The following is a 14,833-nucleotide window of genomic DNA, read 5'->3' as shown; positions in this document are numbered from 1 at the left end:
TCCCGGCATCTCTACTGTGAGGTGCCACCACTTCCTCCTGTCGGTGGTGGATCAGTGGATTCCCGAGGTGCGCGCCGTTGGTGTCAGCGCCCGCCCCGCCCGCTCGACGAGCAGGGTCATCTCGTACGCGACCAGACCCAGATCACTCTCGGCCGCTGCCAGCACCGCCAGGCAGGAACCGTCGCTGATGGCCATGATGAGCATCAGCCCCCGTTCCATCTCCACGACGGTCTGGGCGACCGCTCCGCCTTCGAACACCCGGGACGCTCCCTGCGTCAGGCTGGAGAGGCCGGAGGCGATGGCCGCCAGCTGGTCCGCCCTGTCCGTCGGGAAGCCCGCCGACGACGCCAACGGAAGGCCGTCAGAGGAGACGACGATCGCGTGGGCCACATCGGGAACCCGGTCGGCAAAGTCAGTGATCAACCAGTTGAGCTCATTGACCTGTCGACTCATCTGATCTCCTGTCCAAGTTCGCCGGCTGGTCTCACCGCACTGCTACCGCCGGCACGGCATGTGACAGCACTGTTCCTGCGTCCTGCCCGGTCCCGCCTGAGGGGACGGTCACCGGGGGTCTGGTGTTCGACTCTCGTCAAGCGCTGGGTGTAGCCCGTCCGAGAAGCTCGGTAGATGCTATTGCATCCGGCTTCCACAAATAAGGGGGACCCCGTCCCGCCACGTTCCACTGAGGTCATCCCTCCGTCGAGCCCTCACCCAGCTGGTTCCGCCCGTCCCGGACGCCCTTCTGGAATCCCGTGAAGCGGTTGCGGACACGGTCCGCGCTACGCGTGGGCATCTGCTTGAAGTTCTCCGGTCGAGGAGCGGTCCCCGGGACAAGGTTTGCCTTGGGAACTCGTTTTGGCAAGCCCGAGGTGGTCAGACCCCCGGCGAGCGGCTCCGCGGCGGTGCGGGCGGCCTTCCATCCGCGGTCGGCGGCGGACTGCCACTCGCCCTCCGAAGCGGCACCCTGTTTGCCCTGGTCAGACTGGTCGGAGCGGGCAGGTCGCTCGGGTCGGGCGGGCCGCTCGGAGGGGGCGGCCCGGTCGGCGTCGACCTGCCGGATCGGGCCGGTCTCGGTGGAGTCCACCGTCGGACCGCCGCTGCGGCGCTTGAACCAGTTGGACTCGATGGCGTCGAAGATCGGCAGCGAGTCGGAACCCTCGCCCGCCGGGGTCGGCGGCACGACGGTGTTGTTCGGCCCCTGGGATCCCCCGTAACGGCGGGACAGGTACGCGGTCGACCCGTACCCCTCGCGGGAGTCCGATCCGCCCGTACGCCAGTTCCCGGTGTCGTTGGACGACGGTGCGGCGGGGCGCTCGGGCTCCGGCGTGTGCGAGGTCAAGTCCGGGGAGACCGCCGGGAAGGACTCGGTGTCGTCGCCCGACGGCGCCGCGGGACGCTCGTGGCCACCGGTGGTGTCCCAACCGGAGGCGGCGCGGCCGTCCGCCGCGGCCGGGGAGTTGCCGAAGAAGTCCTGAACGTGGTCGTCGGGGCGGCCGTGGCTGCCCGTGTCGGCCGGACGGCTGAACGCTCCGGTGTCCGTGGGGCGGCTGAACGCTCCGGTGTCCGTCGGACGGGAGAACGCTCCGGTGTCCGTCGGACGGGAGAACGCTCCGGTGTCCGTGGGGCGGCTGAAGGCCCCGGTGTCCGTCGGACGGCCGAACGAACCGGTGTCCGTCGAACGGCCCGGGGTACCGTCCCCGAACACCGACCCGGTGCCGTCCCCGGAACGGGGAGCGGGGTCGAAGAGGCTGCGCCCGGTGCCTCCCGGGCGGTTCTCCTCCTCGTCGGAGACGTCGTAGGGGTCGACCACCGGCTGGGTACCGCCCGGGTCGGAACCGTTCGACCCGGTCGTCCCGGCACCCCTGGTCGGCTCGAACAGCGAGCCGGAGCCCGAACCGTTCGTGCCCTGGCCGGTGTCCCACAGGTCCTGACCGCTCGGCGGGTGCTCGTCGCCGCGGCTGCCGCCGGGCTGGCGCTTGGGCAGGCCCAGGGCGCTGAGATCGGACCCGGACTCCTGGGTCTGCCAGGGGTCGCCGGGCTCGGCGGGCGCGGGGCTGGAGGCGAAGGCCGCCTCGGCCTCGGCGTAGGTGTTGGGCGCCCCCGCGGACAGCTCGGGGCGGGACTCGGCCCCGCCGACGGCGTGCTGGCCCTCGACCGGGGTGATCAGCAGGTCCGCCGGGAAGATGATGCGGGCGGTGGTCCCGCCGCCGTGCGCCTCCGCGAGACTGAGCCGGACGCCGTGGCGGTGGGCCAGGCGCGAGACCACGAACAGGCCCATGCGGCGCGAGACCGCGACGTCGATGACGGGCGGGGCCGCCAGGCGGGCGTTGATCGCCGCCAGGTCCTCGGGGGCCATACCGATACCGCTGTCGGTGACGTCGACCTGGACGCCGCCGCCGGCCAGGCTCTTGGCGCTGACCAGGACCTCGGTGTCGTGCGGGGAGAACGACGTGGCGTTCTCCACCAGCTCGGCGACCAGGTGGATGACGTCGTTGACCGGACGGCCGAGCACCGAGATGTGGGAGGGGGCGCGCACGTTGACGCGCTCGTACTGCTCGACCTCGGAGACGGCGCCGCGCAGGACGTCGACCAGCGGGACCGGCTGGGCCCACTTGCGGGTGTTGTCCTGGCCGGACAGAACCAGCAGGTTCTCGTTGTTGCGGCGCATACGCGTCGCCAGGTGGTCCAGCTGGAACAGGTCGGAGAGTCGGTCGGCGTCCTGCTCGGACTGCTCCAGACCGTCGATCAGGCGCAGCTGCCGTTCCACCAGGGTCTGGCTTCGACGGGAGAGGTTGACGAACATCGCGTTGACGTTGCTGCGCAGGGCGGCCTCGTCGGAGGCCAGTGTCAGGGCCACGCGGTGGACGTCGTCGAAGGCGCGGGCCACCTCGCCGATCTCGTCGTGGGTGTCGACCTCGATCGGCGTGACGCGGACGTCGGGGGCGCTGCCCGCCTCCTGCATCCGGTTGATCGCCTCGGGCAGGTCGCGGTCGGCGATGCGGCGGGCGCCGTCCTCCAGGGTGCGCAGCGGGCGCACCAGGGAGCGGACCACGAGCGAGGTCAGGACGAACACCGCGAGGAGCACCAGCGCGACGACGACCAGGTCGGTGATCGTGCGCATCAGGGCCGCGTTGCCCAGCTCGTCGGCGTCCTCCGCGATCGCGCTGGCGATCTCGGTCTCGACCGTCTGGAGGAGGTCGAGCGCGGTGTCGGCGATCTCCTGGTAGTCCTCGGGACCGTCGTTGGAGGTCACACCGGTCAGGGGGTCGTTGCGTTCCGCGCGGTACATCACGCGCATACGCATCGTGGAGACCTGGCTGACCTCCAGGCCGGTGAAGTTCTCGTCGAAGACCGCGCGCTGCTCGGGCGAGGCGGCCTGGACAAAGTTGGAGATCTCGTTCTCGTACCGCGCGCGGCTCGACTCGATCGCCTCGGCGATACCGCCGGTCATCGTGTTGCGCGAGAGCGAGTGGCTCATCAGCGCGGTCTCGTAGGAGAGCTGGTCACGCGCGCTGGAGAGGGCGGTGAGGGCCCGCACGGCCTCGCGGAGGTCGGTGTCGGAGCTCTGGTCGGCCATGGTCTGGTTGAACTCGCGCAGCGACCGGGAGACCGTGCGGTAGTTCGTGACCACCGGCAGGACGGTCACACGGGTCTCATCGACCTCGGTACGCAGCGAGTCCAGGCTCTCCAGCTGGCTGCGCATGGTCTCAAGACGGGTCTGCGCGAGGCTGCCGTCCATGTCGCCCATCGCGGAGAGGTCCGCCATGAGGCTGGTCTGGAGCTCGCGGGAGGCGTCCCGCTCCTCCTCCAGCCGCTGGCGCAGCCCGTCGGAGCGGCGCGTGGGGTCGGGGTCGTCGGAGATGTAGACCGCGCTGGCCGAGCGTTCCCGGCCCAGCTGGTTGGCCAGCTCCACGATGGCGATACCGACGTTGGCGCGGTCCTCGATGTGCGCGTGGGTGATGGTCGTGTCCGTGGACTCGTAGACCCTCAGACCACCGAGCGCGAGGGCCACGGCTGTGGGGATGACGATGAGGGCCACCAGTCGGGAGCGCACCCGCCAGTTACGTGGCCGCCACCAGTCGGCTCTGCGCCGGGGCGCGGCATCGGCATGTTCGGCCTGCGCTGCCTCGCTCTGCGCATTGGCCCCGCTTGCTGTCGCTCGTGTCGACACGGACCCTCGCAACCTTTCGTGTCACCGCCTCGAACGGCTGTTGAACCCAGGGACTGGCCACTCCTGACCGAAGAGGCCCTCGGATGGGATCGGATCAGACCATGCGGCCCGCCGGATCAGGAAGCGGTGGGAGTTTGGGGAAGATGTGAAGACTGTCCGCCGGACTCGCCTGGGAGGGGAGGAGCCGCCCACCTAACAAGATCCTTAGGTGCGCGTGCGGTGGATAGCGTATCAATGGGCGTGAAGGACTCGCTTCGACCGTTTGATGGCCTTCGACGGGATCATCCACGTGCATCCGGACCCATCCTGCCTCGCCCGTCGACATTTTGACCAACTTCCCAGGTCATCGCTGCTGTCCGAAAACCCCGATTCAGGCCGGGTAACTATTTGGACACGCCCTCACTGCTCCATCACGACCGACCCGACACGACATCGTGACATGACGTATATGCAGGTCCGAGAAGGAGCTGACGACACGCTCCCACGGGGGTCCCGCATCATGCACGTTCGGTACCGGCCTCCGAACCGAGCGTCCCGACGTCGGCCGACGCGCCTTTTCGGTCAACACCGTTCTCGCATGGGGCGCCTCTCCCCCCTCCTCTCCCCGATGGCTCGGGGGGCGGTGAAGCTGTGACGGAAGGGAAGGAGGAGGCGGGCGGGTCCAGGGGAACGGCACCGGCCACGCGTCGGCCGTTCCGGTCGCGCAGGGCCGGGCGGTGGCGGCGACCGGGCACCCGCGCACGGGTGCGCCGACCCGCCCCCGCGGTCACGGGCCCCGCCGGCGTCAGACCAGCGAGCCGACCCGGAGCTCGAACCCGCCCAGCGCGCCGGTCTGCACGTTCAGCTCGTCGTCAGGTTCCAGGGGACCGGTGTCCAGGCACAGCAGGGCGCGCAGCCGACCGGGCACGGAGGCGAACCAGGCGTCCTCCGGCCAGGCTGCCGCCCGGCCCCGGGACTCGTCGTCGACGAAGGCGGAGAACTCCTGTGCGACCCCGGCCCCGTCGTCCATGACCTCGTCCCGGCTCACCAGGTTCGGGCCGAGGGTCAACTGGAGGGGCGTCCCGGACCCGTCGAGCCACAGGCACGCCATGGTGAAGGCCGTCGCGGGCCCCTCCGCGCCCGAGATCGCGGCCAGGCCGACGCGCGCCGTCCGGGCGGCGGCCACCACACCGTCGTCCACGCCGCGGACCAGGTCCGGGGAGATCTCGGTCCCGGTGTCGCCGAAGCGCACCCGGACGGGGTCGTCGGGAACCAGCGGCGCGCACATCCGGGCCTCTGGCTCGAAGATGATCTCCACGGGGTCGTCCACGGCGCGGGCGCGGGCGCGGGCCATCGCCTCCGCCCCGGCGTCCAGCAGCGCGGCCAGGTCGTCGGTCACGGGGCAGCCGAGGACGTCACCGTCGTCCAGGGCGCCCAGACGCGCGGCACCGCCGCTCGGGGACAGGTAGGTCACCCACTCCAACGTCGATCCTCCTCATCGGGGCGGGGCCGTGTCTCCGGGGGCCTTCGCCCCGGGCCCGCCCGCCCTCCACCACCCTTGACGGACGCCTGTGGCGCGGTCCCGTCGGGCCCCCGCCGGGGCCCGGACTACACGGCGGCGACCGGACTGTGCTCCTTGCCGGTTCCCGCGCAGCCCCGGCACGGCTCCTCCACGCGTCGCCACACGATGACGCCGTTGCCGTCCCGGTGCGGTTGTTCGGGCCGCCACCACCCCGTCCCCGAGCAGAAGCGGCAGTCGACGCCGCTCCGCTCGCACCAGCCGCATGAGGTTATCGCGCACCGGGTGTGTGTCGGTTCCCGCGTCGGGTCCATGCGCTCCCACCGTCTCCCCGCGAAATCGCGACCAGCCTCGCACAGCGGCGGTGCGCGCGTCCACCCGTGATATCGACGAACGGGCGGGTCAGAGCCGGTCCGGGCGGGGGCGGGGGGTCGGTGGGCGATGGTTTCGGAGGGCTCAGGCCGAGTCGCGCACCACCAGTTCGGTGTCCAGGACGATCGACTCTGCCCCGCCCGTGCGGGGGATGACGACGTCGACCAGCAGCCGGGCCATCTCCTGGCCCATGCGCTCCGTGGGCTGGCGCACGGTGGTCAGCGGGGGTTCGCAGTGCTGGGCCACGAGCGTGTCGTCGAAGCCGACCACGGCCACGTCCTCGGGGACGCGCACGCCGCGCTCGCGCAGGACGCGCAGGGCGCCCACGGCCATCAGGTCGGAGGCGGCGAACACCGCGTCGATGCCCGCACCCCTCTCCAGCAGGCGCTCCATCGCCCGCGCTCCCCCGTCGACGCTGAAGTCCCCGGCGGTCACGAGCCGTTCGTCGACGCCGAGCCCGGTCTCCTCCACCACCTGGCGGTATCCGGCCAGGCGGTCCACGCCCGCCGCCATGTCCTGGGGGCCGGCGATGGTGGCGATCCGGCGTCTGCCGATGTCGAACAGGTGCCGGACCGCCGAGCGGGCACCGCCCGTGTTGTCCACGTCGACGAAGACGCCGCCGGTCCGGTCCGCGGCGTGCGGCTGGCCGCCGTGCACCACGGGTACGCCCGCCTCCTCCAACCGGCGCGGCAGGGGATCGTCGCGGTGCAGGGACACCAGCAGCGCCCCGTCCACGTGGGAGCCGCTGAGGTAGTCGCCGATCTTCTTGTGCTCGTCCTCGGTCCGGGCGGTGGTGAGCAGGAGCTGGAGGTCGCGCTCGTGCAGGACGGAGCTGACCCCGCGGATGACGTCGGCGAAGTAGGGGTCGGTGAACAACCGGTCGCGGTGCTCGGAGACCACCAGCGCGACGGTGTCGGTGCGCCGGGTGACCAGGGTGCGGGCGGCCTGGTTGGGGGTGTAGCCCAGGTCCGCGATCGCGTTGTGCACGGCCTCGCGGGTGCGCGGGCTCACCTGGGACGAACCGTTGATCACCCGTGAGACGGTGCCGCGGCCGACACCGGCGCGCTCCGCCACCATCTCCAGGGTCGGACGCCGCCGACCGCCACCGCTTCTGGCCACTTCACTGCTCCCTCTGGGATCGATTCGTCGCACCCGCCCCCGCCGCGACTGAGCGCGCACGGGGGCGGCGGACGCGGTGCACGGTCCGGTCGGGCCGTGTCACCGGGTCGGTACGCGGCCCTCCCGTGCCAGCCGCGCGTACCACAGGCCGCTGTCCTTGACCAGGCGTTCCTGGGTGGCGTAGTCGACGCGCACGAGTCCGAACCTGCGGGAGTATCCCCACGCCCACTCGAAATTATCCAGCAGGGACCAGGCGAAGTATCCGCGCAGGGGCACGCCCGAGCGTACGGCCTCCAGGGCGGCGCGCACATGCCCCTCGTAGTAGTCGACGCGGTCGGTGTCGTGGATCCGCCCGTCGTCGGTGACGCTGTCCTCGTAGGCGCACCCGTTCTCGGTGACGTACAGGTCGATCCCGCCGCTCTCGGCGGCCAGCCGCCGCAGGACGTCGTACAGGCCGCTGGGGTCGACCTCCCATCCCATGTGGGTGACCGGCAGGCCCTGGGAGACGTGCACCTCGTCGGGGGTGGCCCCGACCCACGCACCGCCCTGGCCGCCGACGGCGTCCGGGTCCAGCCCCTTGGGTGAGGCCGCGACCCACTCCGGCATGTAGTAGTTGACGCCGAGGAAGTCGAGCGGGGCCGCGATGACCGCGGGATCGGCGTCGGCGACGAAGGAGAAGTCGGTGATGTCGGCCAGGTCCGCGATCACGTCGGCGGGGTAGGCGCCCCGGAACAGGGGGTCGGTGAAGATCCGGTTGCGCACGCCGTCGGCCCGGCGGGCGGCGCGCACGTCCTCGGCGGTCGCGCCGTGGGGCCGGATCACCGCCTGGTTGTGGGCGAGGCCGACCCGTGCGCGGTGGCCGGTCGAGCGCAGGGCCTCGGTCGCCAGGCCGTGGCCCAGGAGCAGGTGGTGGGCGGCGGTGAGCGCGGCGACCGCGTCGCGCTGGCCCGGGGCGTGCTCGCCGATGTGGTGGCCGAGGAAGGACGCGCACCAGGGTTCGTTGAGCGTCATCCAGTGCTCGACGCGGTCGCCGAGCGCGTCCGCGACGACCCGCGCGTAGTCGGCGAAGCGCAGTGCCGTGTCGCGGTTCGGCCAGCCGCCCGCGTCCTGGAGCGGCTGGGGCAGGTCCCAGTGGTAGAGGGTGGCCCACGGCTGGATCCCGGCCTCCAGCAGCGCGTCCACGAGGCGGTCGTAGAAGTCGAGTCCCGCCTGGTTGACCTGTCCCGAGCCCTCGGGGAGGACGCGCGGCCAGGCGACGGAGAAGCGGTACGCGCCGAGGTTGAGCCGGCGCATGAGGGCGACGTCCTCGGGGTAGCGGTGGTAGTGGTCGACGGCCGGTTCACCGGTGTCGCCGCCCAGGACGTTGCCCGGGGTGGCGCAGAAGGTGTCCCAGATGCTGGCGCCGCGGCCGTCGGCGGTGGTGGCACCCTCGATCTGGAACGAGGCGGTGGCGGCCCCCCACAGGAAGCCTTCGGGGAACTGTCCGTGGTCGGTCACGATGGGCACGCACCTTCCGTGGTGGGATGTATGGGAGCGCTCCCACAACCGAAGCAGAACGCCCGCTCGACTGTCAACGAACGGCAGGTACGGCGAGACCCAACCGTTACGGCCGCCCACCGGTGTCCCCGACCGCGCCGGGCGGAGCGCTCCGCCCGGCGCTCCCCCTCAGCCGGTCTCCTCGGGCCCCAGCGGGATGACCACGCCCTCCCACCGCCGCTCCATGAACGCGCGGGCCTCCTCGCTGTGCAGGAGCTCGTCCAGGCGGAGCAGGTCGGGGTCGGCGGCGTCCTCGGTGCGCGCGACCAGGCCGTTGGCGTAGGGGTTGCCCTCGGTGGGCTCCCAGGCGAGCACGTTCGCCGTCTCCGGGAGGTCGGCCTCCAGGGCGTAGTTGCCGTTGACCACGGCGGCGTCCAGATCCGGCAGCGACCTGGGCAGCTGTGCCGCCTCCACCGGGACCAGCTCGACCGCCGCCCCCTCCCCCGCCTCCACGTCGTCCAGCGTCGGCGTGGGACCGGCGTCGTCGGCCAGGACGATCACGTCCTCCGCCGCGAGCAGGTCCAGCGCCCGGCCCATGTTGGAGGTGTCGTTGGGCAGCCCGATCCGCGCGTCCGCCGGCAGGGCCGCCAGGTCGGAGACCTCCTGGGAGTAGATCCCGAACGCCTCCAGGTGCACGTCCGACAGGTAGCTCAGGCCGACCTCCGGGTTGCCCGCCAGGTACTCCTCCAGGAACGGCAGCGTCTGGTAGTAGTTGGCGTCCAGCTCGCCCTCGGCCAGCGCCGCGTTGGGCTGGTTGTAGTCGGTGAAGACCACCACATCCAGGGACAGCCCCGCGTCGGCCGCCAGTTCCTCGCCGACGAACTGCAGGATCTCGGCGTGCGGCACCGGCGTCGCGCCGACCCTCAGCGTGGTCAGCCCCTCGCCCGTGCCCCCGCTCTCCTCCTCGGCGCGTTCACTGGGACTCCCACAGGCCGCGAGCAGCGCCACCGCCACCCCGGCGGCCGCGCCCGCACGCGCCTTCGTGCTCCCTACCATCACCGTCTCCCTTCCCACGGGACGTGGACACCTCTGCGGGGGGGAGGAGGGGGGGTCGGGGGCTCGGGGACGGGGCCGGCCGTCAGCGCCGCGAGAGGCGGCGCACCACCAGGTCGCCCAGGCTCTGGCAGGCCTGCACGATGACCACGAGCAGGATGACCGTCGCCCACAGGTAGTGGTCGTTGAAGCGCTGGTAGCCCTCGCGGATGGCCAGGTCGCCCAGGCCCCCTCCGCCGATCGCACCGGCCATCGCGGAGTAGGAGATGAGGGTGACCACGGTCATCACCAGACCGGCGACCAGCCCCGGCAGGGCCTCGGGCAGCAGCACCTTGCCCACGATGGTGAGTTTGCGGGTGCCCATGGCGTGCGCGGCCTCGACCACCTCCCGGTCCACCTCGCGCAGGGCCGTCTCCACCAGGCGGGCGAAGAAGGGGATCGCGCCGATGGTCAGGGGGACGACCGCGGCCGTGGGCCCCAGGCTCGTGCCGACCAGGAAACGGGTGAGGGAGAGCACCGCGACCATGAGGACGATGAACGGCACGGAGCGGCCGATGTTGACCACGGCACCGAGTACGGCGCGCACCGCCGGGGCCGGGGTCAGACCGCCGCGGTCGGTCGCCACGAGGAGCACGCCCAGGGGCAGACCGAACAGGGCGCTGAAGAGGGTCGCCCACCACACCATGTAGAGCGTGTCCATCGTGGCCAGCCACAGGTTCGGCCACATCTGGGGCCAGTCCCGGACGAAGGCGACCACGGCGTCCCACGCGCCCGTCGGTTCGGCCGTCGGGGCGAGGGCCAGGGCGGAGTCGATCACTTTCCGGCCTCCTCGACCAGCAGACCGTGTTCGGACAGGAAGGTGAGCGCCTCGGCGCGGCGGGCACCGCGCACGTCGACGCTCAGGCGGCCCACGGACTGGCCCGCCACCCGCTCGACGCCGCCGCCGCGGATGTTGGCGTCGACGTCGAAGCGGCGGGTCAGCTCGGACATCAGCGGCTCGTCGAAGGAGCGCGGGTAGGTGACGACCACGGTGTCGGGACCGCCGCCCGCGGGGATGGGGAACAGGGAGCGCGCCAGGAGGGAGCCCGGCGTCCCGATGAGGTCGAGGACCCGGCCGGACTCGAGGAACGCGCCGCCCTCCATGATGGCCGCGGAGTCGCAGATCCGCTTGATCACGTCCATCTCGTGGGTGATCAGGAGGATGGTCAGCCCCAGCTCGTCGCGCAGGCGGCCGAGCAGGGCGAGGATCGACTCGGTGGTGGCCGGGTCCAGGGCCGAGGTGGCCTCGTCGCTGAGCAGGACCTTGGGCGCCGAGGCCAGGGCGCGGGCGATGCCCACGCGCTGCTTCTGCCCCCCTGACAGCTGGGAGGGGTAGGCCCGCGCCTTGTCGCCCAGTCCGACCAGCTCCAGGAGTTCCCCGACACGGGCACGGCGGCGGGCGCGGTCCACACCGGCGACCTCCAGCGGGAAGCCGACGTTGCCCGCGACCGTGCGCGAGGACAGCAGGGCGAAGTGCTGGTGGACCATACCGATCCCCCGGCGGGCGGCCCGCAGGCGGGCGCCGCGCAGCGAGGTCAGCTCCTGGCCGTCGACCGCGACCGTTCCCGAGTCGGGGCGCTCCAGGAGGTTCACCGAGCGCAGCAGGGTGCTCTTTCCCGCGCCGCTCTGCCCGACGACCCCGTAGATCTCCCCGGACCCGACACGCAGGTCGACGCCGTTGAGGGCTCTCACCCGGTGTTTGTTCAACCGGTAGGCCTTGTGCAGGCCCACTGCGTCAATCACGGTCTTCCCATCGACGTCTCAGCGGTGGTGTCTCGGCGCCCGCGGGGATCGCCCGGGGCCGGACTCAGCGCGGTTTCGACGCCCGCGTCCGAGCGTACGGAGGGCCCGGGGTCGCGCGGAGGCGACGCGCCGGAGCGCGCGGGAGCCGTCTCCGGACCAACTCAACCACGTGCGGGTGGGTCCGATCAGCGCATTCCTTGTCCATCATCAGGTTATTTTGACCACATCGCGTATTTTGGGATGTGGTGGCTTGACCCCTTCTTTTCCGGATCCGCACGGTCGGGCCTACACTCATGACGATCCCGTGACTCTCGCCGCGGCTGTTCCACGTGTGCGAGGGCCCGGCCCGGGCGGTCCCCACACCCGCTCCGGGACACACGAGCAGCAGCGCCCGACGCTCCCGGCCACGGAGAACGCGCGGGCCCGAGGAGCGATCACACCGTGCAGCCCGACGATCCGATCCGCGGGGACGGCACCTCCCGCGCGTCCGGGGACGACCCCTTCACCGACTTCTGGGCGCCGGACCCGCGTGCGTGGACGTGGCACGACGTACTGGCCGACCTCCTGCCCCGCTCCGCCGGGTCCGGCCCCGTCGCCCGCCCCGCCCGCGCCGCGGCTGGCGCCCTGAGCGTCGCCCTGACCGCCCTCCTGGTGGCCGTGCCCCAGAGCGCGGGCGCGACCGTCGCGCCGCGCGAGCCGGAGGACATGGACAGCCTGCGCTCCCGCGCCGAGGCGCTCACCGAGGAGTTCCAGGGTGAGCTGCGGGACATGGAGGCGGTCATGGAGGAGGCCGAGGACGCCGAGGCCCGCGCCGAGACCTCGCGCGAGGAGGTGGAGGCCGCCCAGTCGGAGGTGCGGTCGCTGGCCGTGGCCACCTACACCGCCAACGGGATCGACCCCTCGATGTCGCTGTTCGTCGACTCCGACCCGGAGGAGATCATCGACCGCGCGGTGCTCATCGACTACCTGTCCTCCACCCACGAGGACCTGATCGGCCAGCTGGAGCAGGCGCTGGAGCGCGACGAGGCCGCGCAGGCCACCGCGCAGGAGGAGTTGGAGCAGGTCGAGGAGGACCTGGACGAACTGGAGGACCGCCGGCGCGAGGTGCAGCGCATGATCGCCGACCACCCCAACCAGCCGATGGAGCCGCCGGACAACATCACCCCCCGTACGCGACAGATGCGCGAAGAGGTCCTCGCCCGCTTCGGCGAGGGGCGGGACGTCGGCGGCTACGGCTGTTACCGAGCGAGCGGCGGGTGGGTGGTCGGCGAACACCCCAAGGGCCGGGCCTGCGACTTCATGGTCGACGGCAACGGCCAGATGCCCTCGGAGAACCAGGTCCAGCGCGGGTACGAGATCGCCGAGTGGGCGAAGGAGAACGCCGAGGACTTCGGGATCATGTACATCATCTACCGCCAGGAGATCTGGGACATCCGGCGCGGCAACGAGGGCTGGCGCCCCATGTCCGACCGCGGCAGTGTGACCGAGAACCACTTCGACCACGTGCACATCTCGATGTTCTGAGGCGTGCTGGAACGGGTCGGGGTGCCACGTGTGCCCCCCGCCCGGCCGTGGATCCGGCACGGCCGCCGGAGGGCCGTGAGCCGCGCCGGCGTCCGGAGGAGGATCCACCGGCCCGTCCGGAACGGCGCGACGGGATGCACCGAACGCGGGCGGGACCGGTACCGTCACCACGGGGCCGCGGGCCGACGGCCCGGGTGCGCGATTCCATGAGCGCCGGGAGCGGCACACCCTCGCCCCACACCTGGCGGGCCCGCGGGGGTGGCGCGACCCGGGTGACCGGGGCGCCCGACACCGCGTCGCGTTCCGGTGGCCGGAACCGGCCACCCGCACGCAGGGAACGCCCGATCCCACGTGAGCGACACGAATCGGTGACGATTCACCCACCTGTCCGGTATCCCGCCTGCCACCCGGGTACCCACCGCAGCTAGGATGCAACACGTCCCGGCCCTGGCCTGCGGGGACGACCGTGCCACATCCGACCCCGGAGCACGGCCCGGCACCAGGGGCCTCCTCACGACACCGGGGATCCTCCGTTCCGCGCCATCCGTCCTCGCCCACGGGTCGGCACGATCGGGCGGCTCACCCCCGCGGTTCCACGGTCACCGCCCCACACTTTCGGCGGCCCGGGACCGCGGCGGACCCGCGAACCCAGCGGCGCTCTCGGGCGCCACCGACACAGCACACCACCGGGCGAGGGGAGCCATGAGCGAAAACGGACCTTACAACCAGCCACCCCAGAACCCCTACGGTGGCGGGGAACACGGGGCCCAGCCGCCCTACGGCCAGCCCCAGCCTCCTCAGGGCGGGCCCTACGGCGACCCCGGTACCGGTGGCCAGCCCGGCTTCGGCCCCGGTTACCCCGGTGGCGAGCAGCCGATGTACGGGGGCGCCCAGCCGCCCTACGGCCCCGGTGGGCCGGGTGGGCCGGGTGGGCCGGGCTTCGTTCCGCCCCAGCCCCCCAAGAGCGGCGGCAAGGCCGGCCTGTGGGTGGTCATCGTGGGCGGCGTCGTGATCGTCGTCCTGGTGATCGCGGTACTGGTCACGGTCATGACCAACGGCTCCCCCACACCCCCTCCGAACACCGATCCGTCCGAGGCCGCCGGGGAGAGCACCGACCCGACCGGTGGGCCCGCCCCCGACCCGAACGCCGGGCCGGCCGGTGAACCGCCCTACGGGGTTCCCACCGAGCCGTGCGCGGCCTTCACCGAGCAGGTGCACGCCGACTTCCTGCTCACCGAGGAGGGCGAGAAGTCCGTCCAGGACGCCACCTCCCGGTGCTCCAGCACGCTGGCCGAGGCCCCGGAGGGCAACAACTCCGAGGACTACGCCTCCCTGCGCCTGACCTACTCGGTGCCGTTCTCGGCCTCCGACTCCGTCGAGCAGGCCACCGAGGACTTCGGCTCGGCCGTGGAGGACGTCACCGGAGCGACCGACTACTCGCTCTACATCGCGGACGGCGTCGAGGACAACCGCGAGGTCGACCTCGGCGACCAGGCGCAGTACGTCGTCACCCGCTACGACTACGTGGGTGACGAGGTTCCCCAGGCCGTCCTGCTGATCCGTTCCGCCAACCTCAACATCCGGATCGAGTACCAGGTCAGCCCGTCGTTCCTCTCCGAGGGAGACACCGAGGACCTGGTGCTGCCGGACAACACCGAGGACATCATGCTCAACGTCGGCGCCGAGGCGCTCGCCCTCGTGGGCAGCTGATCCCGTCCCGGACACGGCAGGGGGCCGCGGCGACCGGCCGCGGCCCCCTGTCCTCTGTGCGCTCGTCACCTCGCGTCGGGGCTCGGTGCGTGGAGAACCGGGTTCTTCGTCCTCGCTTCCGCCCGGCT

Annotated in this window: 11 protein-coding genes; 2 read left to right on the top strand and 9 right to left on the bottom strand. The window is 72.0% G+C overall.

All coding sequences use genetic code 11. From position 1 onward, the window contains the following. Positions 1-51: 51 nt before the first annotated feature. From ACTVAJ_RS20040 to ACTVAJ_RS20000, 9 genes are all read right to left on the bottom strand, one after another. A complete protein-coding gene (locus ACTVAJ_RS20040; RefSeq protein WP_017599665.1) occupies positions 52-453 on the bottom strand; it encodes a roadblock/LC7 domain-containing protein in 402 nt (133 codons plus the stop codon). A gap of 235 nt (positions 454-688) precedes the next feature. Further along, a complete protein-coding gene (locus tag ACTVAJ_RS20035; RefSeq protein ID WP_470389728.1) occupies positions 689-4,054 on the bottom strand; it encodes a sensor histidine kinase in 3,366 nt (1,121 codons plus the stop codon). Between the two features lie 901 nt (positions 4,055-4,955). Next, entirely contained in the window at positions 4,956-5,633 is a 678-nt protein-coding gene (locus ACTVAJ_RS20030; protein ID WP_470389727.1) for a hypothetical protein, read from the bottom strand. Between the two features lie 125 nt (positions 5,634-5,758). After that, positions 5,759-5,983 (bottom strand): hypothetical protein, encoded by a 225-nt coding sequence (locus ACTVAJ_RS20025; RefSeq protein WP_470389726.1) that lies wholly within the window; start codon positions 5,981-5,983, stop codon positions 5,759-5,761. 142 nt (positions 5,984-6,125) lie between these two features. Continuing rightward, complete coding sequence (locus tag ACTVAJ_RS20020; RefSeq protein ID WP_470389725.1) at positions 6,126-7,160, bottom strand: LacI family DNA-binding transcriptional regulator; 1,035 nt, start codon at positions 7,158-7,160, stop codon at positions 6,126-6,128. Positions 7,161-7,259: 99 nt separating this feature from the next. Further along, the gene (locus tag ACTVAJ_RS20015; RefSeq protein ID WP_470389724.1) at positions 7,260-8,657 is read right to left on the bottom strand and encodes a GH1 family beta-glucosidase; all 1,398 of its coding nucleotides are present in this window, start codon (positions 8,655-8,657) and stop codon (positions 7,260-7,262) included. A 168-nt stretch (positions 8,658-8,825) separates the two neighbouring features. Next, positions 8,826-9,692 carry a MetQ/NlpA family ABC transporter substrate-binding protein gene (locus ACTVAJ_RS20010; protein ID WP_470389723.1) on the bottom strand — a complete coding sequence of 289 codons (867 nt, stop codon included), beginning with the start codon at positions 9,690-9,692 and terminating at the stop codon, positions 8,826-8,828. Positions 9,693-9,774: 82 nt separating this feature from the next. After that, positions 9,775-10,416 carry a methionine ABC transporter permease gene (locus ACTVAJ_RS20005; RefSeq protein WP_470389794.1) on the bottom strand — a complete coding sequence of 214 codons (642 nt, stop codon included), beginning with the start codon at positions 10,414-10,416 and terminating at the stop codon, positions 9,775-9,777. Between the two features lie 86 nt (positions 10,417-10,502). Beyond that, positions 10,503-11,459: a methionine ABC transporter ATP-binding protein gene (locus tag ACTVAJ_RS20000; protein WP_470389793.1), complete on the bottom strand. Its 957-nt coding sequence runs from the start codon at positions 11,457-11,459 to the stop codon at positions 10,503-10,505. Between the two features lie 453 nt (positions 11,460-11,912). On the opposite strand from ACTVAJ_RS20000, the gene ACTVAJ_RS19995 reads away from it, so the two are divergent. Next, complete coding sequence (locus tag ACTVAJ_RS19995) at positions 11,913-12,995, top strand: coiled-coil domain-containing protein (protein ID WP_470389722.1); 1,083 nt, start codon at positions 11,913-11,915, stop codon at positions 12,993-12,995. A 702-nt stretch (positions 12,996-13,697) separates the two neighbouring features. Next, positions 13,698-14,705 carry a DUF3558 domain-containing protein gene (locus ACTVAJ_RS19990; RefSeq protein WP_470389721.1) on the top strand — a complete coding sequence of 336 codons (1,008 nt, stop codon included), beginning with the start codon at positions 13,698-13,700 and terminating at the stop codon, positions 14,703-14,705. The last annotated feature ends 128 nt before the right edge of the window (positions 14,706-14,833 follow it).

The sequence above is a fragment of the Nocardiopsis sp. KDC1DS13DA1 genome (genome assembly GCF_055632325.1).
This window is presented reverse-complemented; position numbering and strand designations above follow the sequence as displayed.